At 71.3% G+C, this 26,741-nt stretch carries 26 protein-coding genes; 10 read left to right on the forward strand and 16 right to left on the reverse strand.

Annotated features, from left to right (window positions below; genetic code table 11):
- The first annotated feature begins 50 nt into the window (after positions 1-50).
- A complete protein-coding gene (gcvP, locus tag ACZ6TV_RS17235) occupies positions 51-2,873 on the forward strand; it encodes an aminomethyl-transferring glycine dehydrogenase (protein WP_465298159.1) in 2,823 nt (940 codons plus the stop codon).
- 21 nt (positions 2,874-2,894) lie between these two features.
- Here gcvP and ACZ6TV_RS17240 read toward each other — a convergent pair whose 3' ends face one another.
- Positions 2,895-3,104 (reverse strand): DUF5999 family protein, encoded by a 210-nt coding sequence (locus tag ACZ6TV_RS17240; RefSeq protein WP_465298160.1) that lies wholly within the window; start codon positions 3,102-3,104, stop codon positions 2,895-2,897.
- A gap of 132 nt (positions 3,105-3,236) precedes the next feature.
- On the opposite strand from ACZ6TV_RS17240, the gene ACZ6TV_RS17245 reads away from it, so the two are divergent.
- Positions 3,237-4,436 (forward strand): chorismate-binding protein, encoded by a 1,200-nt coding sequence (locus ACZ6TV_RS17245; protein ID WP_465298161.1) that lies wholly within the window; start codon positions 3,237-3,239, stop codon positions 4,434-4,436.
- A 268-nt stretch (positions 4,437-4,704) separates the two neighbouring features.
- On the opposite strand, the gene ACZ6TV_RS17250 is transcribed toward ACZ6TV_RS17245, so the two are convergent.
- Complete coding sequence (locus tag ACZ6TV_RS17250) at positions 4,705-5,892, reverse strand: ferric iron reductase (protein WP_465298162.1); 1,188 nt, start codon at positions 5,890-5,892, stop codon at positions 4,705-4,707.
- Positions 5,893-5,985: 93 nt separating this feature from the next.
- On the opposite strand from ACZ6TV_RS17250, the gene ACZ6TV_RS17255 reads away from it, so the two are divergent.
- A complete protein-coding gene (locus tag ACZ6TV_RS17255; protein ID WP_465298163.1) occupies positions 5,986-7,065 on the forward strand; it encodes an alanine racemase in 1,080 nt (359 codons plus the stop codon).
- Here ACZ6TV_RS17255 and ACZ6TV_RS17260 read toward each other — a convergent pair.
- Complete coding sequence (locus ACZ6TV_RS17260; RefSeq protein WP_465298164.1) at positions 7,052-7,546, reverse strand: peptide deformylase; 495 nt, start codon at positions 7,544-7,546, stop codon at positions 7,052-7,054. The two genes, ACZ6TV_RS17255 and ACZ6TV_RS17260, sit on opposite strands and share 14 nt — an antisense overlap.
- 85 nt (positions 7,547-7,631) lie before the next feature.
- Between ACZ6TV_RS17260 and ACZ6TV_RS17265 the strand changes: the two genes are divergently transcribed.
- Complete coding sequence (locus ACZ6TV_RS17265; protein WP_465298165.1) at positions 7,632-9,425, forward strand: substrate-binding and VWA domain-containing protein; 1,794 nt, start codon at positions 7,632-7,634, stop codon at positions 9,423-9,425.
- A 27-nt stretch (positions 9,426-9,452) separates the two neighbouring features.
- Here the strand turns inward: ACZ6TV_RS17265 and ACZ6TV_RS17270 are convergent, their stop codons facing one another.
- From ACZ6TV_RS17270 to ACZ6TV_RS17295, 6 genes are all read right to left on the reverse strand, one after another.
- Entirely contained in the window at positions 9,453-10,178 is a 726-nt protein-coding gene (locus ACZ6TV_RS17270; protein ID WP_465298166.1) for a VOC family protein, read from the reverse strand.
- A 57-nt stretch (positions 10,179-10,235) separates the two neighbouring features.
- On the reverse strand, positions 10,236-10,475 hold the full coding sequence (locus ACZ6TV_RS17275; RefSeq protein WP_465298167.1) for a hypothetical protein: 240 nt from the start codon (positions 10,473-10,475) through the stop codon (positions 10,236-10,238).
- 85 nt (positions 10,476-10,560) lie between these two features.
- Entirely contained in the window at positions 10,561-11,280 is a 720-nt protein-coding gene (locus tag ACZ6TV_RS17280; RefSeq protein WP_465298168.1) for a peptidylprolyl isomerase, read from the reverse strand.
- Between the two features lie 131 nt (positions 11,281-11,411).
- Positions 11,412-11,804, reverse strand: a complete 393-nt coding sequence (locus tag ACZ6TV_RS17285) for a MerR family transcriptional regulator (RefSeq protein ID WP_465298169.1) — start codon at positions 11,802-11,804, stop codon at positions 11,412-11,414.
- Between the two features lie 38 nt (positions 11,805-11,842).
- Entirely contained in the window at positions 11,843-13,333 is a 1,491-nt protein-coding gene (locus ACZ6TV_RS17290; RefSeq protein WP_465298170.1) for a SulP family inorganic anion transporter, read from the reverse strand.
- A gap of 704 nt (positions 13,334-14,037) precedes the next feature.
- The gene (locus ACZ6TV_RS17295) at positions 14,038-15,510 is read right to left on the reverse strand and encodes an IucA/IucC family protein (RefSeq protein ID WP_465298171.1); all 1,473 of its coding nucleotides are present in this window, start codon (positions 15,508-15,510) and stop codon (positions 14,038-14,040) included.
- 225 nt (positions 15,511-15,735) lie between these two features.
- Here ACZ6TV_RS17295 and ACZ6TV_RS17300 point away from each other — a divergent pair, with 225 nt between their 5' ends.
- The 3 genes from ACZ6TV_RS17300 (at position 15,736) to ACZ6TV_RS17310 (ending at position 17,555) form a co-directional block, all read left to right on the forward strand.
- The gene (locus ACZ6TV_RS17300; RefSeq protein ID WP_465298172.1) at positions 15,736-16,071 is read left to right on the forward strand and encodes a hypothetical protein; all 336 of its coding nucleotides are present in this window, start codon (positions 15,736-15,738) and stop codon (positions 16,069-16,071) included.
- 257 nt (positions 16,072-16,328) lie between these two features.
- Positions 16,329-17,102 (forward strand): dihydrodipicolinate synthase family protein, encoded by a 774-nt coding sequence (locus tag ACZ6TV_RS17305; RefSeq protein WP_465298173.1) that lies wholly within the window; start codon positions 16,329-16,331, stop codon positions 17,100-17,102.
- A gap of 96 nt (positions 17,103-17,198) precedes the next feature.
- Positions 17,199-17,555, forward strand: coding sequence for a nuclear transport factor 2 family protein (locus tag ACZ6TV_RS17310; RefSeq protein ID WP_465298174.1), 357 nt, complete (start codon positions 17,199-17,201; stop codon positions 17,553-17,555).
- Between the two features lie 12 nt (positions 17,556-17,567).
- Here the strand turns inward: ACZ6TV_RS17310 and ACZ6TV_RS17315 are convergent, their stop codons facing one another.
- From ACZ6TV_RS17315 to ACZ6TV_RS17335, 5 genes are read right to left on the reverse strand one after another with little or no spacing between them, the layout of a single operon-like run.
- Complete coding sequence (locus ACZ6TV_RS17315; RefSeq protein WP_465298175.1) at positions 17,568-17,870, reverse strand: hypothetical protein; 303 nt, start codon at positions 17,868-17,870, stop codon at positions 17,568-17,570.
- Between the two features lie 4 nt (positions 17,871-17,874).
- Complete coding sequence (locus ACZ6TV_RS17320) at positions 17,875-19,863, reverse strand: ATP-binding cassette domain-containing protein (protein WP_465298176.1); 1,989 nt, start codon at positions 19,861-19,863, stop codon at positions 17,875-17,877.
- Between the two features lie 31 nt (positions 19,864-19,894).
- Positions 19,895-20,842 (reverse strand): endonuclease/exonuclease/phosphatase family protein, encoded by a 948-nt coding sequence (locus ACZ6TV_RS17325; protein ID WP_465298177.1) that lies wholly within the window; start codon positions 20,840-20,842, stop codon positions 19,895-19,897.
- Between the two features lie 10 nt (positions 20,843-20,852).
- The gene (locus tag ACZ6TV_RS17330; RefSeq protein WP_465298178.1) at positions 20,853-22,022 is read right to left on the reverse strand and encodes a winged helix DNA-binding domain-containing protein; all 1,170 of its coding nucleotides are present in this window, start codon (positions 22,020-22,022) and stop codon (positions 20,853-20,855) included.
- 14 nt (positions 22,023-22,036) lie between these two features.
- Entirely contained in the window at positions 22,037-22,165 is a 129-nt protein-coding gene (locus tag ACZ6TV_RS17335; protein WP_465298179.1) for a hypothetical protein, read from the reverse strand.
- A 26-nt stretch (positions 22,166-22,191) separates the two neighbouring features.
- Here ACZ6TV_RS17335 and ACZ6TV_RS17340 point away from each other — a divergent pair, with 26 nt between their 5' ends.
- From ACZ6TV_RS17340 to ACZ6TV_RS17350, 3 genes are read left to right on the forward strand one after another with little or no spacing between them, the layout of a single operon-like run.
- Complete coding sequence (locus tag ACZ6TV_RS17340) at positions 22,192-22,833, forward strand: class I SAM-dependent methyltransferase (RefSeq protein ID WP_465298180.1); 642 nt, start codon at positions 22,192-22,194, stop codon at positions 22,831-22,833.
- Complete coding sequence (locus tag ACZ6TV_RS17345) at positions 22,815-23,780, forward strand: tyrosine-type recombinase/integrase (protein WP_465298181.1); 966 nt, start codon at positions 22,815-22,817, stop codon at positions 23,778-23,780. The genes ACZ6TV_RS17340 and ACZ6TV_RS17345 overlap by 19 nt, the downstream gene beginning before the upstream one ends.
- Complete coding sequence (locus tag ACZ6TV_RS17350; protein ID WP_465298182.1) at positions 23,777-24,322, forward strand: GNAT family N-acetyltransferase; 546 nt, start codon at positions 23,777-23,779, stop codon at positions 24,320-24,322. Before ACZ6TV_RS17345 ends, ACZ6TV_RS17350 begins: the two co-directional genes overlap by 4 nt.
- Here the strand turns inward: ACZ6TV_RS17350 and ACZ6TV_RS17355 are convergent.
- Positions 24,310-25,968 carry an acyl-CoA dehydrogenase family protein gene (locus ACZ6TV_RS17355; protein WP_465298183.1) on the reverse strand — a complete coding sequence of 553 codons (1,659 nt, stop codon included), beginning with the start codon at positions 25,966-25,968 and terminating at the stop codon, positions 24,310-24,312. The genes ACZ6TV_RS17350 and ACZ6TV_RS17355 overlap by 13 nt on opposite strands.
- 28 nt (positions 25,969-25,996) lie before the next feature.
- Positions 25,997-26,731, reverse strand: a complete 735-nt coding sequence (locus ACZ6TV_RS17360; protein WP_465298184.1) for a thymidine kinase — start codon at positions 26,729-26,731, stop codon at positions 25,997-25,999.
- Positions 26,732-26,741: the final 10 nt, after the last annotated feature.

Below are 26,741 nucleotides of genomic sequence, written 5' to 3' on the forward strand. Positions count from 1 at the left end.
GAGGGGGAGGGACGCGCACCCCCGACCCCGGATCCGAAAGAGTGTGGCCAATGACCAGTTTCGCCAGCCGGCACATCGGGCCGTCGCCGGACGATCAGTCCGAGATGCTCAAGACCGTCGGATATGAGTCCGTCGAGGCGCTGATGACCGCCGCGATCCCCGGCTCGATCCGCTGGCACCAGCCGCTCGATCTTCCGCTGGCGGCGTCCGAGGCCGAGGTGCTGGGGGAGCTGCGCGCTCTCGCGGCGGCCAACCGGACCCTGGTCAGCATGATCGGCCTCGGCTACTACGGCACGCACACGCCGCCGGTCATCGTGCGCAACGTGCTGGAGGACCCGTCGTGGTACACGGCGTACACGCCGTACCAGCCGGAGATCAGCCAGGGGCGTCTCGAGGCGCTGCTGAACTTCCAGACGGTGATCACCGACCTGACGGGCCTGCCCGTCGCGGGCGCGTCGCTGCTCGACGAGGCGACCGCCGCGGCCGAGGCGATGACCCTGGCGAGGCGCTCGTCGAAGGTCAAGGCCGACGTGTACGTCGTCGACAAGGACGTCCTCCCGCAGACCCTCGCCGTCATCCGGACCCGCGCCGAGCCGCTGAACATCACCGTGCTGACCGTCGACGTCGACGAGGACCGGCTGCCGGAGGAGTTCTTCGGCCTGCACCTGCAGTACCCGGGTGCCTCCGGCGCCGTGCGTGACCTCGAGGCGCTGACGGCGGCGGCGCACGAGAAGGGCGCGATCGTCACCTTCGCCGCGGACCTGCTGGCCCTGTGCCTGCTGCGTGAGCCCGGCGCGGTCGGTGCGGACGTCGCCGTCGGCAGCGCGCAGCGGTTCGGGGTGCCGATGGGCTTCGGCGGGCCGCACGCCGGCTACATGTCGGTTCGCAAGGGCCTGGAGCGCACCCTGCCGGGCCGGCTCGTCGGCGTGTCGAAGGACGCGGACGGCGCCCCGGCGTATCGGCTGGCCCTGCAGACCCGTGAGCAGCACATCCGCCGGGAGAAGGCGACCAGCAACATCTGCACCGCGCAGGTGCTCCTCGCCGTGACGGCCAGCATGTACGCGGTGTACCACGGCCCGGACGGGCTGCGGGAGATCGCGTCGCGGACCCACGACATGGCGGTCCGGCTCGCCGCGGGCCTGCGCGCGGGCGGTGTCACGACTGAGCACGAGGCGTTCTTCGACACCGTGACGGCGGTGGTGCCGGGCCGGGCGCGGGAGATCACGCAGAAGGCCGCGGAGCGCGGGATCAACCTGCGGCACGTGGACGACGACCGGGTCGGGATCGCGTGCGACGAGACGACCACGTTCGGCCACCTGCGTGACGTCCTCACCGCGTTCGGGCTGGAGCACGTCGACGTCACGGCGCTGGACACCGCGGACGCGGTCCCCGCGCGGCTGCGGCGGGCCGGTGACTACCTGAGCCACCCGGTGTTCAGCTCGCACCGGTCGGAGACGGCGATGCTGCGGTATCTCAAGCGCCTCTCCGACATGGACTACGCCCTGGACCGGGGCATGATCCCGCTCGGCTCGTGCACGATGAAGCTCAACGCGACGGCCGAGATGGAGCCGATCACCTGGCCCGAGTTCGCCAACGTGCACCCGTTCGCGCCGGCGGCGCAGACCCAGGGGTACCGGCAGCTGATCGGCGACCTGGAGCGGTGGCTGGCGGAGGTGACCGGCTACGACGCCGTGTCGCTGCAGCCGAACGCGGGGTCGCAGGGTGAGCTGGCGGGTCTGCTCGCGATCCGCGCCTACCACCACTCGCGGGGCGACACGCAGCGCGACATGTGCCTGATCCCGTCCAGCGCCCACGGGACGAACGCCGCCAGCGCCGTCATGGCGGGCATGCGGGTCGCGGTCGTGGCCTGCGACGAGCTGGGCAACGTCGACCTCGGCGACCTCGAGGCGAAGATCGAGCTGCACCGGGACCGGCTCGCCGCGATCATGGTGACGTATCCGTCGACGCACGGCGTGTACGAGACCGGCATCTCCGACCTGTGCGCCAAGGTCCACGAGGCCGGCGGCCAGGTGTACGTCGACGGCGCGAACCTCAACGCCCTGCTCGGCTACGCGAAGCCGGGCCAGTTCGGGGCGGACGTGTCGCACCTGAACCTGCACAAGACCTTCTGCATCCCGCACGGCGGTGGCGGCCCCGGCGTCGGCCCGGTCGCGGTCCGCGCCCACCTGGCGCAGTTCCTGCCGTCACACCCGATCCTGGCCGGCAGCGCCCCGGTCGGGCCGGTGTCGGCGGCGCCGTGGGGCTCGGCGGGGATCCTGCCGATCCCGTGGGCCTACCTGCGGCTGATGGGCCCCGACGGCCTGGCGAAGGCGACCGCGACGGCCGTCCTGGCGGCGAACTACGTGGCGGCGCGGCTGCGGGGGCACTATCCCGTGCTGTACAGCGGCAGCGAGGGCCTCGTCGCGCACGAGTGCATCCTCGATCTGCGGGCGATCACGAAGGCGACCGGGGTCAGCGTCGCGGACGTCGCGAAGCGGCTGATCGACTACGGCTTCCACGCGCCGACCATGTCGTTCCCGGTGTCGGGGACGCTGATGGTCGAGCCGACGGAGAGCGAGGACCTCGCCGAGCTCGACCGTTTCTGTGACGCGATGATCGCGATCCGTGAGGAGATCGACCGCGTGGCGTCCGGTGCATGGCCGGCCGGGGACAACCCGCTCGGCAACGCCCCGCACACCGCCGCGGTGGTCACCGCCGACGAGTGGTCGCACGCCTACCCGCGCTCGGTGGCGGCCTACCCGGCCGGGGTGACGGTGGCGAAGTACTGGCCGCCGGTGCGGCGGATCGACGACAGCTACGGCGACCGGAACCTGGTCTGCTCGTGCCCGCCGGCGTCCGCCTTTGAGGAGTAACTGAATACGGAGCGTGACCGGTCAGGCCGCGTTGACGAGGACGTGCCTGGCCGGGCCGCGGTGCGGCTCGATCACGCTGCAGTCCGGGAGAAGCTCGCCGGTGTCCTCGAAGACGATCACTCCGTTGCACAGGAGGCTCCACCCCTGCTCGGGGTGCGCGGCCAGGATCCTGGCGGCTTCGTGGTCGAGATCGGCGGCTGAGGGACAGGGTGGTTGGTGCTGGCAGAGCATCGGGGTTCTCCGATTGAAGGGTTCCGTTGGGGCCTGTGTGGTTGTTCACATGACCAGTGATGCACGCTACTACGGCCAACGACACGTTTCCGAACGCGTCACGGCACAACTTGGAGATAATCCGCCATTCGTATGAGCACATTAGGACCGGTCGTCGGGTGCCGGCCCGGGTCGGTGGATCTTCACCCTCCCGGGTCGGCTCCAGCGTGCAGACCACATCTATGGGAGCGTTCCCGCATCGAGTGGCATTCCCGCGATGGGGGTGACCCGCTCGCCATCCTTTCGGCGTTCCTGATCGATGCCGGACTTCCCGTCTCCGATCTGTCCCGATCACACGCGGTGACGGACCCGGTGTGTGGCGCGGCGATCCTTCTGGCACCGCCGTCGATGGTCGCGTCACCGGCCCCGTCCGTGCCCGACCTCGTCGCCGTCGTCTACGCGCATTCGCCGTCCGCAGGTGTACGACCTGGCGGCCGCTCCGCCGCACCTCCGGGGGCGCCCGGGTCCGCCCCGCGGGTTGGGTTGTGGACCCCGAGCTGGACCACCGCGGCACACGCCGCCGCCGTCGAGTCGGTCCGCGCCGCGATCGCCCGGGGCGACGTCTACCAGGCCAACGTCGTCGGCCACGCCAGTGCCCCGTTCACCGGCGACCCCCGTGCCGCCCTGGCCCGGGTCGCCGCCCTGCCCGGCGCCCGCTACGGGGGAGTGCTGTCCGGCGACTCCTGGTGGGTGGCCTGCGCCTCCCCGGAGACCCTCGTCGAGGTGTCCGCCGGCCGCGCCGTGACCCGCCCGATCAAAGGCACCCGCCCCGCCACCGGCCAGGGCCGCGCGGAGCTCCTCGCCTCCGCGAAGGAACGCGCCGAACACGTCATGATCGTCGACCTGGAACGCAACGACCTGGGCCGTGTCGCCCGCACCGGCACCGTCCGCGTCGACGAACTGTTCGCGATCCGCCGCTGGTCCCGCCTCTGGCAGGCCGAGTCCACGGTCAGCGCCGACCTGGCCCCCGGCGTCGGCCTGCGGGAGCTCCTCGCCGCGGTCTGGCCGGGCGGCTCGGTGACGGGCGCCCCGAAGCTGGCCGCCATCGACGTCGTCAGTGCCCTGGAACCGGTCGGCCGCGGCCCGAGCATGGGCGCCGCCGGCTGGATCGGCCACACCCCGGACGGCCGCCTCCACCTCGACCTGGGCCTGACCATCCGCACGGTCGCGGTCGCCGGCGGCCTCGCCCACGTGTGGGCCGGCGGCGGCATCGTCTGGGACAGCGACCCGGCCGCCGAGGTGGCGGAGGCGGCCGCCAAGACCGCCCCCATCAAGGCCGCCCTGTCCGCCTGACGAGCCTGGCCCGACGACCTCGCAGGAAGCGCCCGCAGCACCGGGCTGCACATCTCAGGTCCGGCCGGGACGGCGTTTCGTCACCGTCGACAGCGTCGTGGAGCGGTACAACGACGAGGGCGCGGACTTCGGCAACAGTGCAGGGTTCGTCGGCGACGTCATCGCCGACCTCGGCGACGACGCGAAGCTGGTCTGCGTCAGCCGCAACCTCTACATCGATCTGCGCTTCCACGCCACGTCCGAGCGGGCGTGGAGCTCCGACCCGCCCTCAACGCCAGTCGGGGGTCTGGCCGGTGTCGACGAGTTTCCAGTCGCCGTTTTCGTACAGGACGTTGTCGTAGTAGAAGACGGTGTCCGGCAGGAGGTCCTGGGCGGTGAACGCGGCCCTGGCCGCGGCGTGCAGGGTCGCCGGGGGCACGCCGAACCGGTCGGCGGCGAGCGCCGCGACGTAGGACAGGGCGTGGTGGCCCATGAAGCTGTCGTAGGTCAGGCTGAACACCTCGTCGGCGGCCATCGGCACGTCGCGGGGGATGACGTTCGTCGGGGGCAGGGCGCCGGTCAGGCCGAGTCGGGCGCGCAGCGCGGCGTCGACGTAGATGGCGCAGTCGCGGTAGAGGATGCGGGTCTCGCGGCGGGCGACGTCGAACGCGAAGAGCGTGTTCTGCCCGTGGGTCTCCAGGGGGCAGCCGGTGCCGCGGGCCACGGACGCCCACAGGCGGACCATCGGCACGATGATCCGGTCCGTGACGAAGGTCGCCGGGTCCTCGTCGAACGCGGCGACGAGCTGCTCCAGCAGCGTCGGGTCCGACGGGTGGTGCAGGTCGCGGCCGTACAGGGCGAACAGCGGCACCGTCCACGACGGGGCCGGGGCGAGGGGCCGGGCGGCGCGCAGCAGGAAGCCCCAGGCGTCCTCGGCGGAGTCGCCGAACCAGCCGCCGCCGACCTCCGGCAGGACCGGGGCGCCGACGCGGACGAGCTCGTCGGACACCCACAGCTGCAGCTCGATGACGGGGCGGCGCAGCCGGCGGGTGAAGCGGGACAGGCGCCGCGGGTAGTGCAGCTTCACGAAGTGCGGCTCGACCGGGGTGCCGTCGATCGCGGTGACGAAGACCGTGCGGGCGTTCGCGGACGGGACCACGGTGAGCTCGGGACCGGGCGCGCAGGACGACAGGACCGACCGGCCGATGAGGTCCGGGGCGTCCAGCGCGTTCGGGTGGACGGGCAGCAGACCCTCGTACAGTGGCGGCAACGGCGAATCGACGGCCGACGCGGTGACGTGGACCGCCCCCGGGACCTGGAACGTCGGCAGCTGGAACGACGGCGCGCCGAGCTGCGGATGATAGACGTCGTCGATGTCGAGGTCGCCGGCGTAGGGGCTGTAGGTGCGGGTCCCGACACCGAGATACCGTTCCGCGTACTGCCACAGGGCGATCGGGTCAGAGGAGTCGAGCTGCATCGCCGGCAAGCCTACCGGTGCATGGAGTGGAGTCGGATGGTGGTTCCCCCTCACGTGGCGGCCGCCATAACCGCCGCGGATCGTCCCGTCTGTGTGTACGTGTACGACCGCCGGACGCTGCGGGCGAACGTCGATGCGTTACGGGCGGCGCTGCCGCCGGGCGCGAAGGTCGCGTACGCGATGAAGGCCAACGGCGACGACCGGGTGCTCGACGCGTTGCGCGGCCATGTGGACGGCTTCGAGGTGGCGTCGGGCGGCGAGCTGGCAGCGGTGGCCGGTGAGCCGTTCGTCCTGTTCAGCGGTCCGGCGAAGACCGACGCGGACCTGCGCGCCGCGGTGGCCGCGGGGGCCGTCGTGAATGTCGAGAGCCTGCACGAGTTGCGGCGGCTCATGATGTACGGGCGGGCGAAGGTCTGCCTGCGGGTCAACCGGACCCACCCGGCGCTGCCGGGGACGCACGCGATGGCGGGTGTCCCGACCGCGTTCGGACTCGACGAGTCGCTGCTGCCGGCGGCGTTCGGCCTGACGGCGGCGGGCGGCGCGGACGTCGTCGGGTTCCACCTGCACGCCGTGTCCAACAATCTCGACGCGGCCGCGCACGCCGCGTTCGTCCGCGACGCCGTCGGGTGGGGTCTGCGCGCGGCGGCGCGCTGGGACGTGCCGGCGCCGATCATCAACGCCGGCGGCGGGTTCGGGGTCGACATCGCCGGCGACGGCCGCTTCGACCTGGACGTGTTCGCCGCCGGCCTGCGGGGCCTCGACCTGGCCGGGGCGACGCTCGTGGTGGAGCCGGGCCGGTTCGTGGCGGCGGCCGCGGGCTGGTACGGCACCGAGGTCATCGACGTGAAGCGGACCCACGGCCGCTGGTTCGTCGTCGTTCGCGGCGGCACCCACCACTTCCGGCTGCCCGCGTCGTGGGGTTACAGCCACCCGTTCACGGTCCTGCCCGTCGACGCGTGGCCCTACCCGTTCGACCGGCCGGGTGTCGCCGGCGCGACGGTCGACGTCGCCGGGGAGCAGTGCAACCCGCGGGACGTCCTCGCCCGTGACGCGGCGGTCGCGTCGGTGCGGGCCGGCGACGTGCTGGTCTTCGCGAACACCGGAGCGTACGGGTGGGAGGTGGCGCACCACGACTTCCTGCGGCACGCCCACCCGCAGTTCATGATCGTGTGAACTGTGACCTGACCGCGCGCAGCGCCTGACGGCGGGTGTCGCCCTTGAGCGTGTCGACGTAGAGGGTGCCGTCGAGGTGGTCCGTCTCGTGCTGCAACGCCCGGGCGAGCAGGCCGCTGCCGGACACCGTGACCGGCTCGCCGTGCTCGTCGACGCCCTCCGCGGTCGCGTGCATCGCCCGCGGTGTGGCGAACCACAGGCCCGGGATGGACAGGCAGCCCTCCTCGCCGTCCTGCAGCCCGTCCACGGCCGTGATCGTCGGGTTGATCAGGTAGCCGACCTGCTTGTTCGCCGCGTAGGAGAACACCCGCAGCCCGACCCCGATCTGCGGCGCGGCGACGCCGGCCCGGCCCGGCTCGCCGGTCACGGTGTCCAGCAGGTCGCGGACCAGCGCCCGCAGCTCGGCATCGAACGTGGTCACGGTCTCGCAGGGGGTGCGCAGGACTGGGTCGCCGAGCACGCGGATGGGTCGGATCGTCACACGTCACAGGCTACTTCGGGCCGGAGTGAACGATCGTTGACGAGGGCCTAAACTGTGCCGACTTCCCACCCCCGGAGGCACACCCATGGCCTACCAGGCCGACAGGGCGGACGTGCGGTCACACCGCAAGAGCCCAGCTCAGCGCAGATCACGGCGGCTGTCGTTGATCATCGGCGCGGTCGTCGCCGTGCTCGTCGCCGGCGGCGCCGCCTACGGTGTCACGCGGCTCGTCGCGGCGTCCTGTGACGGCACGATCACCGCGAAGGTCGTCGCGTCGCCGAGCACCGCCCCGCTGCTGCAGTCCCTCGCCAAGTCGTGGACCGACAGCGACCCGACCGTCGCGGGGCGTTGCGCCCGCGTCGACGTCACCGGCCAGGAGACCGCGTCGATGGCGCAGGCCCTCGGCACCGACTGGGACACGAAGGCCGGCTCACCGCCCGACGTGTGGGTGCCGGACTCCACCGCCTGGGTGCGCCGGGCGTCGACCGCGGCGATCGCCGAGCGGATGATGCCGGACCTGCAGCCGATGCTGGCCCGCACCCCGTCGGTCCTCGCGATGCCGAAGCCGATGGCGGAGGCGCTCGGCTGGCCCGGCGGCGAGCTGTCCTGGCAGGACGTCATCAACAAGGTCGCCGCCGACCCGCAGGGCTGGGCGAAGTACGGCAAGGCCGAGTGGGGCAAGTTCAAGTTCGGGATGAGCGACCCGCTGCAGTCGACCGCCGGCCTGCTCGCCCTCATGGCGATCCTCGACGGCAACGACGACGGCGAGGTCACCGCCGACGAGCAGGCCACCCTCGCCAAGCTCAAGCAGGAACGCGCCGTCTACACCGACACCACCGCGCAGCTGCTCACCGACCTCGGCAAGGCCGACAAGCAGGACCAGAACGCGGCGCTGCAGTACATCTCGGCGTTCCCCGCCCTCGAGCAGGACGTCCTGGCCTACAACAAGACGAACCCGAAGGTGCCGCTCGTCGCGGTGTACCCGTCCAACGGCAGCGCCGACGCCGACAACCCGTACCTCATCCTCGACGCGCCCTGGGCCGAGAAGGACAAGCAGGACGTCGCGCGGAGCTTCCTGGCGTACCTGCGCGGCGCCGAGGGCCGCAAGGCGTTCCTCGACGCGGGGTTCCGCGACCCGAACCGCGACGCGGGCGCCGCCCTCACCGGCAACACCGCGTTCAGCGCGAAGATCAAGACCGTGCCGCGGGCGGTGCTGCTGCCCGAGTCGGTGAAACAGTCGATGGACTCGTGGACGGCCCTGACCCGCCCCACCAACGTTCTGCTCGTCCTGGACATCTCCGGCTCCATGGCCGAGCCGGTCCCCGGCACCGGCCGCAACCGCATGCAGCTGGCCAAGGACGCCGCCCGGGAGGCCGTCCAGCTCTTCGACGGTGACGTCGACGCGGGCCTGTGGGTGTTCTCCACCCGGCAGAACGGCCAGCAGGACTACAAGCAGCTCATCCCGATCGGCCGGGTCGCCGACCAGCTCAACGGCAAGCCCCGCCGAGACCAGCTGGTGACCGCCATCGACAAGCTCGCTCCCGTCGGCGACACCGGCCTGTACGACACGGCGGCCGCCGCCCAGCAGGCCGTCGTCGACGCGTACAAACCGGGCGCCACGAACCTCGTCGTCCTGATGACCGACGGCAAGAACGACGACCCGACCGGCGGCCTCACCCTGGACCAGCTGCGTCCCAAGCTGGAGGCGAACGCCACGAGCGACAAGAAGGTCCCGATCGTGACCGTCGGCTACGGCAACGACGCCGACTTCGCGTCGCTGCAGGAGATCTCCCGCGTCAGCGGCGGCACCCTGTACACGTCGAAGACCGCGTTCGACATCAACGAGGTCCTCCTCACCGCCATCTTCGGCAGGGTCTGACCGCTGCCGTTCCCCGCCCCCGGCGCGTCAGGCCCCGGGGGCGAGGACGCAGAACGCGTTGCCCTCGACGTCGGCCAGGACGGTCCACGACACGTCGCCGCCCTGCCCGACGTCCGCGGGTGTCGCGCCGAGCCCCCGCAGCCGCGCGACCTCGGTCGTCTGGTCGCCGCCGCGGTACGGGACCACGTCCAGATGCGCCCGGTGCCGGGTCTGCGCCAGGTGCGGGTGGCGCACGAACCGCAGACACGGCCCTCCCGCGGCGCGCAGCAGGGCGTGGTCGTCGGTGGCCTCCCGCACGGTCCAGTCCAGTGCCTCGCCCCAGAACCGCGCCATGGCCCGCGGGTCGCCGCAGTCGACGACCACCGCGGCGATCGGCCCGGTGTCGTGGTGGCGCTCGTCCGGCTCCGCGACGCAGAACACGTTGCCCTCAGGGTCGGCCAGGACCGTGCCCGGCCCCTCGGCGGGTGTCGCGCCGAGGTCGCGCAGCCGCTCGACCAGTCCCGCCTGGTGAGCCCTGGACGTCGTGGCGAGCTCGAGGTGCGCGCGGCAGCGGACCGTCGCGGGGTCCGGGACGGCGATGACGTCCACGACGACGGGCGCGTCGGCGTCCGTCCAGACGAACCCCGCGGGCGCGGCGCTGGTCGCGCCGTGCCCGCCGGTGGAGGCGACCCAGCCGAGCGCCGCCGCCCAGAACCGGCCCACCGCCACGTCGTCCCGGGCCTTCAGATTCACCTGCACCGGCCGCAACCCCATACCGCCCACCTTAAGCAGGACGCCGGGGGACCGTGCCCGGCTTGAGCGCGCTTCCGGTCAAGGCAGGTCGGTGCCGCCGATGGGCAGGCCGGCCCATTCCATGGGCGTGCCGCCCAGCTCGGCTCGGGCGGCGGTGGCGAATGCGCGCTCTGCAGTGCGGCACCGGTCGACGAACGCTTCCGGGATCCGGCCGGCGACGTGTTCGGCCCGTGCTTCGGCGAGGCTCCGGTTCGCGCTGAGCACCTCCTCGCCGGACACAGCCGTGGCGCGTGACTGGGTGACCAGTCCGATCTGCAACCCCTCGGCAACCGTGCCACGGCCCGCTCCGTCACCCCAGGATGCAGGTCGCGCGCGGACCGTGCAGCGGTCGCCGGCGGGGGTGTCAGTTGTAGGCGAAGGTGACCTGTTGCAGGACGACGCTGATCTTCGGGGTGCCGTCGTTGGGGCCGTAGCCGGGGGTGAGGCCGCCCGCGGCGACCTTGTCGACGATGTCCATGCCTTTGGCGACGATCCCGAGCAGGGTGTAGTCCGCGGGGATCTGCGGGTTGTCGGCGTAGTTGATGAAGAACTGGCTGCCGCTGGTGGCCGGGTCCGTGGTGCGGGCCACGGCGACCGTGTCGCGGAGGTAGCCGGCCTTGGGGCCGAGGTTCTCCTCCACGTACCGGTATGCGGGACCGCCCCTGCCCGTGCCGGACGGGTCGCCGCACTGCAGGACGGACACCCCGCCCGTGGTGAGGCGGTGGCAGGAGGTGCCGTCGAAGAACCGCTTGCCGGCGAGGTACGCGAAGCTCGCCACCGCGCACGGTGCGGCCTTGGCGTCCATGGTGATCTCGATGACGCCGAGGTTGGTGGTCATGGTCATGGTCGCGACGGCGCCGGCGGGGACCGGGGCCGGGGGTGTGCCGACGTCCTTGACGATCGCCTCGCTGCCGGCCGGCCCGGGCAGCCACCGGCACGTACGGTCCGCAGCGGGTGACGTTGATGTGGAGCTCCGTCCAGCGGCCTGCGTCCTGGCCGGCGGCGCACCGGTGCAACCGGCGAGCAACGACATGATCACGGCGATGCGCGGCAGCGCGGCGAGCGTTCGGGTGCGTCGTTGCATGGTGGTCCTTTTCGTGAGACGCGCGGCGTGGCCCGCCGCGGCTCTCCCGATGGTGCGTTCGCCCGCCGTTGTCCGGTCGGCTGCGCCGTCCCGGACAATCAACTCTGGGCAAACCGCAGGAACGCGGGGCGTCACCTTCGTCCGGCGCCGTGGCGGTGGATCTGCTCCTTCATCTGCTCGGCGAAGCCCTCAGCCATGGCGAGTTGCTCGCGCAGCGCCTGGACCCGGTCCTCGGCGGCGGTGTGGAACATGGCAAGGCGTTCCCGCAGGGCGGCCCGGTCGTCGCTGCCGGCGGCCGGGTCGCTGAGGGCATCGAGGACGGTGAGCAGGTCGCGCATCTCGTCGAGGGTGAAGCCGAGCGGCTTCATCCGCTTGATGACGCGCAGCCGGTCGAGGTCGGTTTCGGTGTACAGCCGAAACCGGCCTTCGCTGCGCGCCGACGGCACGACGAGGCCGGCTTCCTCATAGTGACGGATGGTGCGGATGCTCAGTCCCACCCGTTCGGCGGCCTCGCCGATCTGCATGTGCCGTCCCGCCATTCCCACAGTGTGCCCGCCGCGGTTCAGTGGCCGGCGCCCAGCTTGCCGGCGAGGTTCTCGTGGAAGCTGGCGCTGGCCTCGTTCAGGCCGACGATCTCCACCTGCTTGCCGCGGGCGGCGTACTTGGTGGTGATGGCATCCAGGGCGGCGACGGAGGAGGCGTCCCAGATGTGGGCGCCGCTCATGTCGACCACGACGCGGTCGGGGTCGTTCGCGTAGTCGAACTGGTGGACCAGGTCGTTGCTGGAGGCGAAGAACAGCTCGCCGCGTACGTGGTAGGTCCTCGTGCCGCCGCCGCTGGTGGTCTCCGGGGCGACCTCGGTGAAGTGGGCGACCCGGCGGGCGAAGATCACCATGGCCGCGAGGACGCCGAGCACGACGCCGACGGCGAGGTTGTGGGTGCTCAGAGTGCCGGCCACGGTGACCAGCATGACGATGATCTCGCCGGCGGGCATGCGCTTGAGGGTGGCCGGGGCGATGCTGTGCCAGTCGAAGGTGCCGACCGACACGATGATCATGACGGCGACCAGGGCGGCCATCGGGATCAGCGCGACCACGTCGCCGAGGGCGACGACCAGGATCAGCAGAAACACCCCGGCGAGGAAGGTCGACAGGCGGGTGCGGGCACCGGACGCCTTCACGTTGATCATCGTCTGGCCGATCATGGCGCAGCCGCCCATGCCGCCGAAGAAGCCGGTGACGATGTTCGCGACGCCCTGACCCCAGGATTCGCGGGTCTTGTCGGAGCGGGTGTCGGTGACGTCGTCGACCAGCTTGGCGGTCATCAGCGATTCCATCAGGCCGACCAGAGCGATACCGAGCGCGTACGGTGCGATCAGCCGCAGGGTGTCGAGGGTGAACGGCACGTCGGGAATGCCGAAGACGGGCAGGCTGTCGGGCAGGGTGCCCTCGTCGCCGACATTGGGCACGGTGACGTGCGCGATCAGCACGAACGCGGTCAGCAGCACGATCGCGACCAGCGGCGCCGGCACGGCGGTGGTGAGGCGTGGCAGCACGAACATGATCGCCAGGGCGACCCCGACGAGCGGGTAGACCAGCCAGGGGACGTCGATCAGGTGCGGCAGCTGGGCGGTGAAGATCAGGATGGCCAGGGCGTTGACGAAGCCGACCATCACGCTGCGCGGGATGAACCGCATCAGCTTCGCCACGCCCATCAGGGCGAGTGCGACCTGCAGCAGCCCGCCGAGAATCACCGCGGCGACCAGGTGGTCCAGGCCGTGGTTCTTGGCCAGGGGTGCGACGACGAGGGCGATGGCGCCGGTCGCCGCGGAGATCATCGCCGGCCGGCCACCGCAGATCGCGATGGTGACGGCCATCGTGAAGGACGCGAACAGGCCGATCTTCGGGTCGACGCCGGCCAGGATGGAGAACGAGATCGCCTCGGGGATCAGCGCCAGGGCGACGACCAGGCCGGCCAGCACCTCGGTGCGCAGCACCTTCGGCGAGGAGAGCCAGTCCGGCCGCGACCCGCGCCGCACAGCGATTTCCGGCATTACGCGTATTCCTCTCAAAATGCGCGCACGGTGGCGCGCGGATACCCGCCGCATCGCGGCGGGACACGCCATCGATTCCGGTGTCGTCGCGGACAGGGCACGCTCTCCGACTCCCGCCCACCGACCCTACCCTTCCGTAAGGGGAGAGTTGCTGCCGTTCCGCGGTGGCGATGATCACCCTGCCGCTCCCGCAACACCTCCCGGATGCGCCGCAGCGGAGGAGGAAGCCGCCGGCACCCGGCTGCTCGCCGGTGGTTGTCAGCTGTGGACGATGGTCCCGAGCACGGCGTGCGTCCGTCGGCGTGAGGGGGCAGGGCGGCCCGGTGCGTCATCCGCACGGAGAAGCGGGCGTAGACGTGGGCGCGGTCCACCCTGTTGCGGGACAGTGTCGTGGGTGCGCATCCAGGCGACCAGGTCGTGGCGGTCCCGGGCGCGCAGCGGAGAAGGCGTTGCGCGGGCAAGGTGGAAAACCGCGGCGCGGGCCCTCTCCGCGGCTGCCGGCGTGCTGGACCGGCAGGGCGAACCGGTCGGGTTTGCACTCGCCGCCGCCCTTACCCGCCGGAGTCCCGAACTGCTGGCGACTGGGTCACGCAGCGGTTCGAGTCACGCAGCCGTTCGGGGCGTTGGCAGCTCGTTGCCCCGCAACGGCGAGATGCGGTGGCGCCGGCAGTTCTTCGAGGTCGGCGGCGTCGGCGAGTCGGGTGTCAGCGCACGGGGTTGGGGATGTGGCACCACAGGTCCTGGAGGGGGTCGTCGGCGAGGCGCATGGCGGTGGTGGCCTTCAGGGGCCAGGTGTCGGCGAGGCAGGCCTTGCGGTCGTCGGTGTCGGTGACCGTGGCGCGGACGGTCTGGGCCACGACGTCCCACGCCGCCCCCGCGTGCCGGTCGCCGTGGTGCACGGCGAGGGAGTGGACGAGCTCGGTCAGGACGGTGGACAGGGCGGCGGCGAACAGTTTCGTGCGGAGCTCGTCCTCGTCGTCGGTGGGCAGGGCGCCGATCAGCGGCGGTGGTTCGACGCCGGCGTGGACGAGGCGGCGGGCGTGGACGTGCATGCCGCCGAGGTCGCGATACCAGATCGTGGCCGGCCGGCCGTCGCGGAGCTCGACGAGCGTGTTCTGCCCGTGGGCCTCGAGGGCGACGCCGTCGCGGAGCAGGTCGAACAGTGGTGGCAGCAGCAGCCGGACGAGGTGGCCGAAGAAGGTGGGGGTGAGCAGGTCGGGGCGGTGCGGCAGGACGGCGAGCGGCAGCACGACCGCGCCGGGTGGTGGTGCCTGCCGCCAGACGGCGCCGAGGGCGCGTTGCGGGTCGCCGTGGTCGTCCAGGACGGTCGCGGCGGTGGTCTCGCGCAGGACACGCAGGCCGGTGGTGCGGGCGGCGAGGGTGGCGACGAGGTCGGAGGCCAGCGGCCCGTTGTGGACGGCGGCCGCGGAGAGGGTCCGCACGGCGCTGGTCATCTGCACCTCGACGGCGGTCTTGAGGTGCTCGCCGGGGGTGTCGAACGGGGCCAGGGTGCGCAGCGACATGAGCGGCCGGGCCGGCAGGTCGTGTCCTGTGTCGCGGACGAGCCCGGTGGCCAGGGCCCGCTCGAGCTGCCACGGGTGCACGGGCAGCAGCGGCGGCCTCGGCGCCCCGCCGGTGCGCCACCTGCCGGCGGGGACCTCGACGATGCGGAGCCGGACCGTCGGACGGTGCTCCGGCGCATACGCCAGGACGTCGGCGGTGCTCATCCCGATCCTGGTGCGGCAGCACGGATGCAGCGGATGCCCGTCGACGACGGACTGCTCGACCGAGGGAAGATCGTCGTCGCGCGCCGTGGCAGAGCCGGCAGAGCCGGCGGCGAGGCCCAGGGCGAGGTTGGCCACGCTGTTGTCCAGCTCCCGGACCAGCCGGTCGGTGTCCCCCGCGGGGCGCAGCGACTCGATCAGCCGGGCGGGATGGGTGAACCCCTGGCCGTCGGCGACCACTTCGGCGGGCACCGGCCCGTGCATCAGCGGGGGCGGCGAACCGAGACGCTCCGCGGCGACCAGGCGCTCCCGCCACAGGGCCCCCCACAGGCGGCGCATGACGCCGGCGCGGGCCGCGGGAAGCGCCGCGACGTAGGCGTCGGCCAGGTCGGGGCGGTGTCGCCGGAGTGTGTGCATGGTCGTCGTCTCGTCTGGTGCCACCAGCGGTTCCACACTCTAATCCTAGCATCCTAGGACGCCTTGGACGATGTGCCTGACGGCACATTTGAAAACCCCTGTCTACGACAGGGGAGCGCGAGGCCGGACGGACGCGTGGGACCCGCGTCATCCGATCGGCCGGACTTGTCGCTGCGGTCTACGGGCTGCCCGTTCACCTGCGCAAATGCTGTGATGTACGGGAGGATCAGCGTGGAGCACGGACGCTTCGGGAGGCACCACATGGAGATTCGACAGTTGTCGTCGGGCACGCACGCCGCAGTGCAGAACAAGACGACGAACACGCCGGCCGTCGAGCCGGTCGCACCGCCGCCGAAAGGTGGGCTGCCAGGGTCGCAGCAGGTGCTGAGTCAGCTGACACCGGGTGATCGCGCGGCGATCTCCGGGCTCACCGGGTATCACCTGTCCCCGACGGGGGCGGTGACGAACGTCGGCGGAATGCCGCCCTGGTCGTTCATCATGGCGTTCGCCGCGTCGCGCACCGCCGCGCAGCCGGTCGAGGACGCCGAGGCTTCGAAGAGCGTGACCGCCGCCGAGCACGTGGACGTGACGGTGTAGCTGCGGGTGTACGAGCCGGGCGTCGGGCACTGTCGCGGGTGTAGGTGACCTGGTCGACGGTTGGAGACGACGATGCGGTCGAGGGCGCAGTGGGTGGCGCCTGAGTCCGCGGCCCGGCAGAGCACCACCGGGGAGCGCTGATCCCCGCTTGAGACGTGCGCCGCCGACCGTGTTGGTCGGCGGCGCCTCTTTGCGTGTGGGTGGGTGCGCTGGCACGCCGACGGCCTGCGCACCCGGTTCCAGCTTAGGGTTCTGGTATGACTCAGGAGCCGGTTACGTTGTGGCGGGGTGTCGCGGTCGCGTTGGTGACGCTGTTCGCGGAGGACGGTTCGGTGGATCTGGCGGCCACCGCGGCGCATGCCGAGCGGTTGGTGGCGTCGGGTGTGCGGGCGGTGCTGGTCGCGGGGTCGACGGGTGAGGCGGACGCGCTGAGCGACGGTGAGCGGGTGGCGCTGGTGTCGGCGGTGCGTCAGGCGTGTCTGGGGGTGCCGGTGATCGCGGGTGCCGGTGGTGCGTGGTCGGGTCCGGCGGCGGAGCTGACGGCGGCGACGGTGGCGGTGGGTGCGGATGCGGTGCTGGTGGCGCCGCCGCGCCGGCCGGGTGATCTGCGGGTGTTCTACGAGCAGGTGGTGGCGGCGGCGGACGGTCGTCCGGTGCTGGCGTATCACTTTCCGGGGGTGGCGGGTGGTGCGGTGCCGTTGGAGGTGTTGCCGTCGCTGCCGGTGGCGGGGTTGAAGGATTCGACGGGGGATCCGGAGCGGTTGCTGCGGTTGCTGGTGGAGTGGGACGGCGCGGTGTATGTGGGGTCGTCGGCGTTGGTGTCGGCGGCGGGGATGCTGGGTGCGGCTGGGGCGATCCTGGCGGTGGCGAATGTGGCGGCGGAGGATTGTGTGGCGGCGTGGGAGGGTGATGCGGCGGCGCAGTTGCGGTTGGTGGGGCCGCATGTGGCGGCGAAGTCGGCGTTTCCGCATGGGTTGAAGCGGTTGGTGGCGGCGCGGTTCGGCACGTCGGCGGCGGCGCGGATGGGTTAGCGGGTTACGGTCCGGTTTCGGAGTGTAAGATTCTGCGCCGATGTGTTGACCGGGGGTCTTCGGGCGCATTTCGATGGGTGGATGAGTAACCACAGCGTGGTGGTGGAGCGGTCGAAGCTTGTCCTGTCGATGTTGACGGCGGTCGACCGTCGTGACTGGGGTGATCTGGCGGGTCTGGTCACCGATGATGTGGTGTACCACCGGCCGGGTTGTCCGCCGATCGAGGGTGCGGCGGCGTTCGTGGAGTTCTATCGGCGGCGGTGCATCGTGGCGTCGGGCCGGCACTCGGTGGAGCGCTGGGTGGAGGACGACGGTCAGGTGTTCTGCTGGGGCCGGTTCGAGGGTGTGACGCATGCGGGTGTGCCGTTGAATGAGCTGTTCGCGGACTGGTTCGAGGTCCGTGACGGTCGGGTGGCGCGCCGGCGGACGTTCTTCTATCGTCCGGCGATCTAGGCGTTGCTGTGGTCAGGGGCCGGGGGTGTGTTCCCCGGCCTTTGGCTTGGTGGTCGGTGGTGGTCGTGGTTGGTTGACGCCTGTGGGGTCGGCGGTTGGTGGGGTGTCGACGTCCCAGCCGCCGTGGTGCCACATCCAGACGTGGGCGTATCGGTCGATGATGGGTGTGCGGTGCCAGATGCGGACCCATCGTGGGACGCGTTCGAGGCGGGGGCGGATGCCGCCGGGTGGTGTCCAGTTCCAGGCGGGCATGGTGCCGGTGGGTGCGGTCCATCCGCCGGGGGACGGTGTGCCGTGGTGCTCGTTTGTGTCCATGGGGTCAGTGGGTGTCGAGGTCGCGGCGCAGGGCGGTGGCGGTGTGGGAGTCGCCGGTGCGGGTGAGGGTTTCGGGGGTGCCTTGGAAGGTGATGGTGCCGCCGGCGGTGCCGGCTTCGGGGCCGAGGTCGATGATCCAGTCGGCGTGTTTGATGACGTCGAGGTGGTGCTCGATGACGATGACGGTGTTGCCTCGGGTGACGAGCCGGTCGATGATGCGCAGCAGGTGGGTGATGTCGGCCAGGTGGAGGCCGGTGGTGGGTTCGTCCATGACGTAGACGGTGCCGGTGGTGGTGAGGTGGGTGGCGAGTTTGACGCGTTGGCATTCGCCGCCGGAGAGGGTGCTGAGTGGTTGGCCGAGGGTGAGGTAGCTGAGGCCGACGTCGGTGAGGGCTTGTAGTGCGGGTTGGATGTTGGGTTCGGTGAGGAAGGTGGCGGCTTCTTCGGTGGTCATGTCGAGGATGTCGGCGATGGTGCGGCCGCGGAGGTGGTGTTGGAGGACTTCGGGTTTGTAGCGTCGGCCGGCGCAGTCCTGGCAGGTGGTTTTGAGTGGTGCCATGAAGGCGAGGTCGGTGTGGATGGTGCCGAGGCCTTGGCAGGTGGGGCAGGCGCCTTTGGAGTTGGCGCTGAAGAGTGCGGGGTCGGTGTTGTTGGTCTTGGCGAAGAGTGCGCGGATGGGGTCCATGATGCGGGTGTAGGTGGCGGCGGTGGATCGGTTGCTGGTGGCGAGCGGGGTCTGGTCGATGGTGATGGCGGTGGGGTGCTGGGTGAGGAATGCGTGGTTGATGAGGGAGCTTTTGCCTGAGCCTGCGACGCCGGTGATTGCGGTGAGGACGCCGGTGGGGATGTCGACGGTGATGTTTTTGAGGTTGTTGGCGGTGGCGTCGGTGATGGTGAGGTGGCCGGTGGGGGTGCGGACGGTGGTGTTGAGTGGTGGTCGGTGGCGCATGTGCCGGCCGGTGGGGGTGCGGGCGTATGGGAGTGCTTCGAGGGTGCCTTCGTAGACGATTTCGCCGCCGTGGATGCCTGCGCCTGGGCCGAGGTCGATGATGTGGTCGGCGATGTTGATGACGTCGCGGTCGTGTTCGACGACGAGGACGGTGTTGCCTTTGTCGCGGAGGTCGCGGAGGTGGGTGTTGAGGCGGGTGATGTCGTGTGGGTGCAGGCCGGTGCTGGGTTCGTCGAAGATGTAGAGCATGTCGACGAGTGCGCTGCTGAGGTGGCGGACGGTTTTGACGCGTTGGGCCTCGCCGCCGGAGAGGGTGTTGGTGTCGCGGTCGAGGGTGAGGTAGCCGAGGCCGATGTCGATGAGGTGCCGGACGCGGGTGAGGAGGGCGGTGGTGATGGGTGCGGTGGTTTCGTCGGTGAGGAGTCGGAGGACGGCGACGAGTTCGGTGGCTTCCATGGCGGTGAGGTCGGTGATGGCGTAGCCGTCGATGCGGCAGTTGCGGGCTGCTTCGTTGAGGCGGGTGCCGTGGCAGGTGTCGCAGGTGGGTGTGGTGGTGCGGGGTCGTGGGGTTTTGGTGGTTGAGGGGGTGTGGCCGGTGCCGTGGCAGTGGGGGCACATGCCGCGGGGGTCGTTGAAGGAGAGGGTGTTGGCGGGGCCGGGGTGTGGGTGTGCGGCGTGGGAGTAGAGGAGGCGGAGGGTGGCGTTGATGTCGGTGGCGGTGCCGACGGTTGATCGGGGGCCGCCGGTGAGTCGTTTCTGGTCGACGATGACGGCGGCGGAGAGGTTGTGGATGCTGTCGAGGTCGGGTCGTGCGTGGTCGGGGAGGCGGGTGCGGGCGAATGCGGTGAAGGTGTCGTTGAGTTGGCGTTGTGCTTCGGCGGCGATGGTGTCGAGGACGAGGGATGTTTTGCCGGATCCGGAGACGCCGGTGAAGACGGTGATGGCGTGTTTGGGGATGTGGACGGTGATGTTTTTGAGGTTGTTCTGCCTGGCTCCGGTGACGGTGATCCGGTTGGGTCGGGTGTCTGGGGCGAGGTCGAACAAGGTGGTGCTCCTCGGTTGATGTGTCTGGTGGTTATGGGGTGGGGAGGTGGAGTTCGGCGAGGACGGCGCGGTGGTCGCTGCCGGGGATGGTGCGGGTGTGGACTTCGCCGATGCCGATCCGTTGGTCGGCGAGGATGTGGTCGAGGGTGACCCAGGGGACGATCCGTTGCCGGCGCCATCGGCGGAACGGCCAGGTGGGTGCGAGGCCGAGTCCGCGGGTGGCGGCGGCGTCGCGGTAGCCGGTGCGTAGGAGGCGGCGCAGTGGTGCGTGGTCGAGGGTGGCGTTGAAGTCGCCGAGGAGGATCTGTGGGATGGGTCCGCCGGCGTGGGGTTGGTCGGCGAGGTTTTGTGCCCAGCAGGTGACCTGTCGTGGTCGTGGTGCGCAGGGGTGTGCGGATTCGATGCGGACGGGTCCGGCGTCGGGCACGTGCATGGTGGCGGCGGCCTGGAGCATGCCGCAGGGGTGTCGCCGGGTTTGTGCTGGGGTGAGTGGGTGGCGGCTGAACAGGCCTGAGCCGTTTCCTGAGCCGGCGGGGTGTGCGACGCGGTAGGGCAGGAGTCCGTCGATGCCGGCGGTGTCGAGTGCGTGCAGTGCCCGGGTGGTGAGCTCCTGGACGGCGAGGACGTCGATGTCGTCGAGTTTGACGCGCTCGACGAGGGCGGGCATGTCGCCTTGGTCGTAGAGGATGTTGGCGGTCAGGACGCGGAGCCGGGCGCCGCCGGTCGGGGTTTTGGTGGCGAGGAGGCGTGGTGCGATGGTGGCGGTGAGTGCTGCCCAGGCGAGGAGGCAGATGATCCATGGGCCGGTGGCGCCGGCGGTGCCGGCGGCTGCGGCGGCGAGGAGCGCGGTGGGTGCGGCGTATGGGGTGAAGGCGATGAGCTGGACGAGGGGTGAGCCGCGTTCGATGCCGGTGAGCCGGACGGCGGTGTAGACCGCCAGGATCGTTGCTGTGCCCCACCACACCACCGCCGTGACCATGTCGCCGAACCTACCTGGGTGGTGTGACAGTTTCCGCGAGTCGCCGCTCCAGTGGGGTGCGGAACCGTGGGGTGACGCGGACGGTGCCGATCCATGCGGCGAGCTGGTCGGCGGCGGCGCGGATGTCGGCTGCGTCGGCTGCTGTGGTGGTGGTGGGGTCGAGGAGTTCGACGGCGATGTGGCCGGTGGTGGTCTGTGCCCAGCCGCCGGCGACTTTGCCGTTGATCCAGATGGTGGGGCCGGGGTTGCCGGTGCGGTCGAAGAGGGCGGGTGCGTGGGGGCCGAGGTACCAGTCGCGGCCGGCCCAGCCCATCATGGTGGGGTCGAGGGCGGGTAGGAGTGCCACCCAGCGGGGTGGTTCGGGGACGTTGTCGAGGTCGTCGGCGAGGACGAGGCCGGTGGCGCCGCTGTCGAGGGTGACGGTTTCGACGTCGAGGGCGGCGATGGCGGCGCGGGTGTGGGTCGTCGTCCATCCGGTCCACCATTTGAGGTCGTGGATGGTTCCGGGTCCGTATCGGGAGAGCCAGTGGTGGGCGAGGGCGGCGCGGGCCGTGGCGGGGTCGATGGTGGGGAGTGGGCCGGGGAGCCAGCCGTCGAGGGTGTGCCAGGTGTATTGGCTGCTGGTCCAGGTGCCGTTGGGGCGGCCGCGGACGATGCGTCCTTGGGCGGCGAGGAGGAGCAGGACGCGGCTGGTGACGTACTGGTTGCCTTGTGGGAAGACGAGTTCGGTGCGGAGGCGGGGTTCGTCGGCGGCGAGTTGTGCGGCGGTGGCGGATCCGCCGCGGGCGAGGAGGGCGGTGTGGGTGGCGGTTTCGACGTCGGTGAGCCAGTCGGCGTCGCCGGCGCCGCATTGGTGGAGGTGTTTGATCAGGAGGCGGCGTTGTTCGGCGGCGATGGCGGTGGAGGCGGCGGCGTGGATGGTGGGGGCGGTGGTGGTGGGGACGACGAACATGGTGCGGCGCATGCCGAGCATGCGTAGGAGGGTGCGTCGGGTATAGAGGGCGTCGTCGATGCCGGCGTGGGTTCTGGCGTGGGCGGCGAGGTGGACGGTTGCCGCGTCGGTGGCGTGCAGGGCGACGAGGTTTTCGGTGGCGGTCTCGGCGGTGGGGGCGGGTTGGGCGAGGTTGTGCCGCCAGGCGAGTCTGGCCCGGCGTTGGGTGTCGGTGATGTGGACGGTCACCGGGTCGACGATAGTCAGCGGCGCAGTGAGTCGACGTAGAGCGTGATGAGGATCAGCACGACGACCGCCAGGCCGAGGATGATCCAGGTTGTTGCCCCCATGGATTTGACGGTACCGATGTGGGCCCCGGCGGGGCGTCGCACGCGCGGGTGACATAGGGTCCGTGCCGATGTCCACCGCATTCGTCCTGGCGCATACCAGTCTCGCCCCGGTGCCGCTCGTGCCGGAGGTGCGGTTGCGGTTGGCTGATGAGGCGATCGAGTTGTGGCAGGACACGGAGAAGTTCGCGGGTGGGGTGCAGTTGCCGCCGCCGTTCTGGGCGTTCGCGTGGGCGGGTGGTCAGGCGTTGGCGCGGTATGTGCTGGACAATCCGGGCGTGGTGCGTGGGAAGCGGGTCCTGGATGTGGCGGCGGGGTCGGGGTTGGTGGCGATCGCGGCGATGAAGGCGGGCGCGGCGAGGGTCACGGCGGTGGAGATCGATCCGCTGGCGGTGACGGCGATGGTGGTGAATGCGGCGGTGAATGAGGTGGTGGTCGACGCGCGGTTGGAGGATGTCCTGCCGGGCGATGGTGGTGACGCTGATGTGGTGTTGGCGGGGGATGTGTTCTACAGCCGGGAGATGACCGGTCAGGTGTTGGAGTTTCTGGGGCGGGTCGGGGCTCGGGGCGGGTCGTGTCTGGTCGGTGATCCGGGGCGGGCGTATCTGCCGAGGGAGCATCTGGAGCTGGTCGCGGTGTATGACGTGCCGGTGCCGCAGACGTTGGAGGATGCGTCGATGAAGCGGACGACGGTGTGGCGGCCGACCCTGTAAGGCGGGTTCCGGCGGAGGTCGCGGCGGCGGAGGGGGATTTCACCGACGCGTGGCTGAGTAACCGGCGGTTGTCGGCGCATACGCGGGCGGCGTATCGGCGTGATGTGCATCAGTTCCTCGCGTGGTGCGCGGGCCGGGATCTGGATCCGTTGCGGGTGTCGTTTCTGCAGGTGAATGCGTATGCCCGGGATCTGGAGGGCACGGTGGACGCGCGGACGGGGAAGGTGCTGGCGCCGGCGAGTGTGGCGCGGAAGCTGTCGGCGTTGTCGAGTTGGTACGGGTTTCTGCTGCGGTTGCAGGCGATCGCGGTGAATCCGGTGGGTGGCGCGGACCGGCCGAGGGTGGATCGGGATTCGTCGGCGACGGTGGGGTTGACGGGTGGGGAGGTCGACGCGATGTTGGCGGCGGCGGCGGCGCAGTCGGGTCCGAACGCGGCGCGTGATCTGGCGATCCTGGCGTTGCTCGCGGATCTGGGGCTGCGGGTCGGGGAGGTCGTGGCGCTCGACCACGCGGATCTTGGGGTGGAGCGGGGGCATCGGACGGTCCGGTTCGTCGGGAAGGGCGGGAAGCCGCGCCGGCGGGCGTTGACCCCGAACGTGGTCGCGGCGCTGGACGCGTATCTGGGCGGTGGGGCGGGGGGTGCGGGGCCGTTGTTTACGACGTCGACGGGTGGTCGGGTGGACCGGCATGCGGTGTTTCGGCTGGTGCGGCGGTTGGCGCGGGAGGCGGGGGTGCCGGCGTGGGCGCGGTTGTCGCCGCATTCGTTGCGGCATGCGTTCGCGACGTCGGCTCGTGACGAGGGGGTTCCGTTGGAGGATGTGCAGGATGCGATGGGGCATGCTGATCCGCGGACGACCCGCCGGTATGACCGGGACCGGCACAGTCTGGACCGTGATCCGGCGTACATGATCGCGGCGGCGCGGGCGCGGCGGGGAGGTGCGGGGTGATCGGCGGGGTGGTCGTCAGGGAGGCGACGGACGCGGATGTGGACGGGATCGCGGGGTTGCACGCCGACAGTTGGCGGCGGCATTACCGGGGGGCGTACAGTGACGCGTTTCTCGACGGTGATGTGGTCGCGGACCGGCGGGCGGTGTGGCGGTCGAGGTTCGGGGACCGGTCGGGCACCGTGACGCTGGTGGTCGGTGGGCAGGACGAGGATTTGCGGGGTTTTGTGCATGTCCGGTTCGACGACGACCCGCGGTGGGGCAGCCTGGTCGACAATCTGCACGTCGCTGACGGGCACCGCCATCTCGGGATCGGGACGGTGCTGCTGCGCGCCGCCGGCGACGCGGTGCGGGCCGGGGCGGCGGCGCAGCGGCTGTATCTGTGGGTGCTGGAGCAGAACACCGCCGCGCAGCGGTTCTACCGGGCGCGTGGCGGGGTGCTGGTCGGGTCGGAGCGGGTCGGTTCGGCTGGTGGGGTGCCGGGCAGGTTGTGCGGGACGCCGGTGAAGCTGCGGGTGGCGTGGGCGACGGCTCAGATCAGTTGATCGAAGTGGGTGTGCAGGTCCGCTGAGGCGTCCGTGCCGCTGAGCCGGCGTTGCGTCCACAGCGACGCGAGGAGCGCGGGCCGGTCGTCGCCGCGGTCGGCGGCCCAGGTGGCGTGTTCGAGCAGGAGCGCGGCGGTGAGGGTGTTGCCGAGCCGGAGGGCGAGTTCCCGGGCTGCGGCGATGACACGTTCGGAGCGGGGGTCGGCGGCGGCTGCTGCGACGTCGGCGGTGAGGCGGCGGGTCGCCGCGGCGACGGTGTCGGCGACTCCTGGGAGGCGGGACGCTGCGGCGCCGGCGGCGGTTTCGGCGCGGTGCAGCAGCGGGCGGGCGCCGTCGCCGGTGAGGGCGCGGAGCACGTCGATGGACAGGACGTTGGTGGTGCCTTCCCAGATCGGCAGGACCTGCGCGTCGCGGAGCAGTCGGGGGATGCCGGTGTCCTCGACGTAGCCGGCGCCGCCGAACGCTTCGAGGTATTCGCTGGCGGAGGCGACGGCGAGCCGGCCGGTGACGAGTTTGGCGAGGGGCGCGACGATGCGGAGTTCGGCGCTGGTGGGGTCGGCGCCGAGGAGGGTGAAGGCGTGGGCGGCGAGGGCGTAGGCGCCGGCGGCGTCGACGGCGAGCCCGCCGAGGGTCGCGCGGTGCAGCGGGTTGCCGGCGAGGGCACCGCCGGCGATCTGCCGGTTCGTGGCGTAGCTGAGGGCGTGTTCGAGGCCGCGGCGCATGCCGGCGGCGGCCGCGGCGGCGTTGTGGAGGCGGGTGACGACGACGAGGGTCATCATTCTGGCGAGGCCGGGTGTTTCGGGGTCGCCGAGGGGGATGGCGGGGACGTCGTCGAGGCGGACCTCGCCGGTGGGGACGGCGCGGGTGCCGAGTTTGTCTTTCAGGCGGAGGATCTGCAGCCCGTCGGCGGGGCCGGTGCCGGCGGTGGCGTATCGGGGGACGAGGAACGGTGCGAGGTTGCGGCTGCCGGGGCCGGCGCCGTCGGGGCGGGCGAGGGCGACGGCGATCGCGGAGTCGATCGCTGAGCAGAACCATTTGTCGCCGGTCAGGGTCCAGGTGCCGTCGGGGTGGCGGCGGGCGCGGGTGGTGGATCGGGCGATGTCGGAGCCGCCTTGGGTTTCGGTCATCCACTGGCCGCTGGTGACGGCGGTCGACGGGTCGGTGGAGGTGAGCCGGGTGAGCCATGGCGAGCCGGGGTCGGTGGTGGTGAGGAGGGCGGCGGCGCCGTCGGCCATGGCGACGGGGCAGGAGAACGTCGCGGATTCGGGGCCCCACAGGTGGAGCAGGGCGTGCTGGACGACGCGGGTGCCGGCGCCCCAGGTGTGGTGGGCGTCGCTGGTGTACGGGAGTGCGACGACGGCGTGCCGGGCCGCCGACGCCCGCAGGGTCTCCCATCCGGCGGCGACGTCGACGCGTTCGATGCGGGCGCCCCACGGGTCGAACCGGGTGAGGGTCGGTGGGTGCGTTTCGGCGTCGTGGTGGGCGGCGCGGAGCGGGCCGAGGACGTCGGCGGCGAGGTCGGTGAGGCGGGTTTTCGCGGCGGCGTGCCCGGCGGGGCCGAGGAGCCGGTCCAGCCAGCCCTGCAGTTGCCAGTCGCTGGTGTACGGGTCCCGTAGTGCCGGACCGGCCTGCACGAATCGCGTCATCCCCGAAGGTTACCGTCCGGTAATAGGGTTAGACGAGGCGGAGCTGGCCCTCCGCCCGGGCTGCGGGGCCGAGGTCGCCGACGCGGTGGTGGCGGCGGCACAGGACCTGGTAGCGGACGTCGGTCTCCTGCGGGGAGGCGTCGGGGGAGTCGTCGTTGGACGTGTCGCCGATGACGACCTGGTCACCTTCGCGGGCGATGCCGCCGTTGACGACGCGGGCGTTGAGCAGGCCCGGCCGGCCGCACCAGCACAGGACCTCGACCTGGACGCGGGTGACCTCGTCGGCGAGTTCGAACAGCCGCTGCGCCGCCGGGAACAGGCTGGTGCGGAAGTCGGTGGCCAGCCCGAACGCGTACACGTCGACGTCGGAGGTGTCGACGAGGTCGGCGAGCTGTTCGATCTGCGCGACGGTGTAGAAGCTGGCCTCGTCGCAGATGAGGTAGTCGACGCGGATGCCCTGTGACCAGCGTTGCCGGACCAGGGCGCGGATGTCGAGGTCGGCGCCGACGTCGACGGCTTCCTTCCCGAGCCCGATGCGGGTGGAGAGGCGGCCGGGGCCGGCCCGGTCGATGGTGGTCAGGACGAGACCGCGGCGGCCCTGCCTGGCGTGGTTGTAGTCCATCTGCAGGGCGAGGGTCGACTTGCCGCAGTCCATCGGACCGTAGAAGAACTTCAGGGAGCCACCGCGTCGTAGCCGGCTGTCACCGGCGGCGATGCAGGCGGTTGGGTCTTCGTCGTCGAGGGCGGGAACGGAGGACGTCACGGGAAGGCAC

Source organism: Dactylosporangium sp. NPDC051087, from assembly GCF_055586325.1.

Bases quoted from the DNA above. Each gene is read 5' to 3' on its own strand.
- gcvP (WP_465298159.1), top strand. From the start codon at position 51: ATGACCAGTTTCGCCAGCCGGCACATCGGGCCGTCGCCGGACGATCAG.
- ACZ6TV_RS17240 (WP_465298160.1), bottom strand. From the start codon at position 3,104: ATGCTCTGCCAGCACCAACCACCCTGTCCCTCAGCCGCCGATCTCGAC.
- ACZ6TV_RS17245 (WP_465298161.1), top strand. From the start codon at position 3,237: ATGAGCACATTAGGACCGGTCGTCGGGTGCCGGCCCGGGTCGGTGGAT.
- ACZ6TV_RS17250 (WP_465298162.1), bottom strand. From the start codon at position 5,892: ATGCAGCTCGACTCCTCTGACCCGATCGCCCTGTGGCAGTACGCGGAA.
- ACZ6TV_RS17265 (WP_465298165.1), top strand. From the start codon at position 7,632: ATGGCCTACCAGGCCGACAGGGCGGACGTGCGGTCACACCGCAAGAGC.
- ACZ6TV_RS17270 (WP_465298166.1), bottom strand. From the start codon at position 10,178: ATGGGGTTGCGGCCGGTGCAGGTGAATCTGAAGGCCCGGGACGACGTG.
- ACZ6TV_RS17280 (WP_465298168.1), bottom strand. From the start codon at position 11,280: ATGCAACGACGCACCCGAACGCTCGCCGCGCTGCCGCGCATCGCCGTG.
- ACZ6TV_RS17285 (WP_465298169.1), bottom strand. From the start codon at position 11,804: ATGCAGATCGGCGAGGCCGCCGAACGGGTGGGACTGAGCATCCGCACC.
- ACZ6TV_RS17290 (WP_465298170.1), bottom strand. From the start codon at position 13,333: ATGCCGGAAATCGCTGTGCGGCGCGGGTCGCGGCCGGACTGGCTCTCC.
- ACZ6TV_RS17300 (WP_465298172.1), top strand. From the start codon at position 15,736: ATGGAGATTCGACAGTTGTCGTCGGGCACGCACGCCGCAGTGCAGAAC.
- ACZ6TV_RS17305 (WP_465298173.1), top strand. From the start codon at position 16,329: ATGACTCAGGAGCCGGTTACGTTGTGGCGGGGTGTCGCGGTCGCGTTG.
- ACZ6TV_RS17315 (WP_465298175.1), bottom strand. From the start codon at position 17,870: ATGGACACAAACGAGCACCACGGCACACCGTCCCCCGGCGGATGGACC.
- ACZ6TV_RS17325 (WP_465298177.1), bottom strand. From the start codon at position 20,842: ATGGTCACGGCGGTGGTGTGGTGGGGCACAGCAACGATCCTGGCGGTC.
- ACZ6TV_RS17340 (WP_465298180.1), top strand. From the start codon at position 22,192: ATGTCCACCGCATTCGTCCTGGCGCATACCAGTCTCGCCCCGGTGCCG.
- ACZ6TV_RS17355 (WP_465298183.1), bottom strand. From the start codon at position 25,968: ATGACGCGATTCGTGCAGGCCGGTCCGGCACTACGGGACCCGTACACC.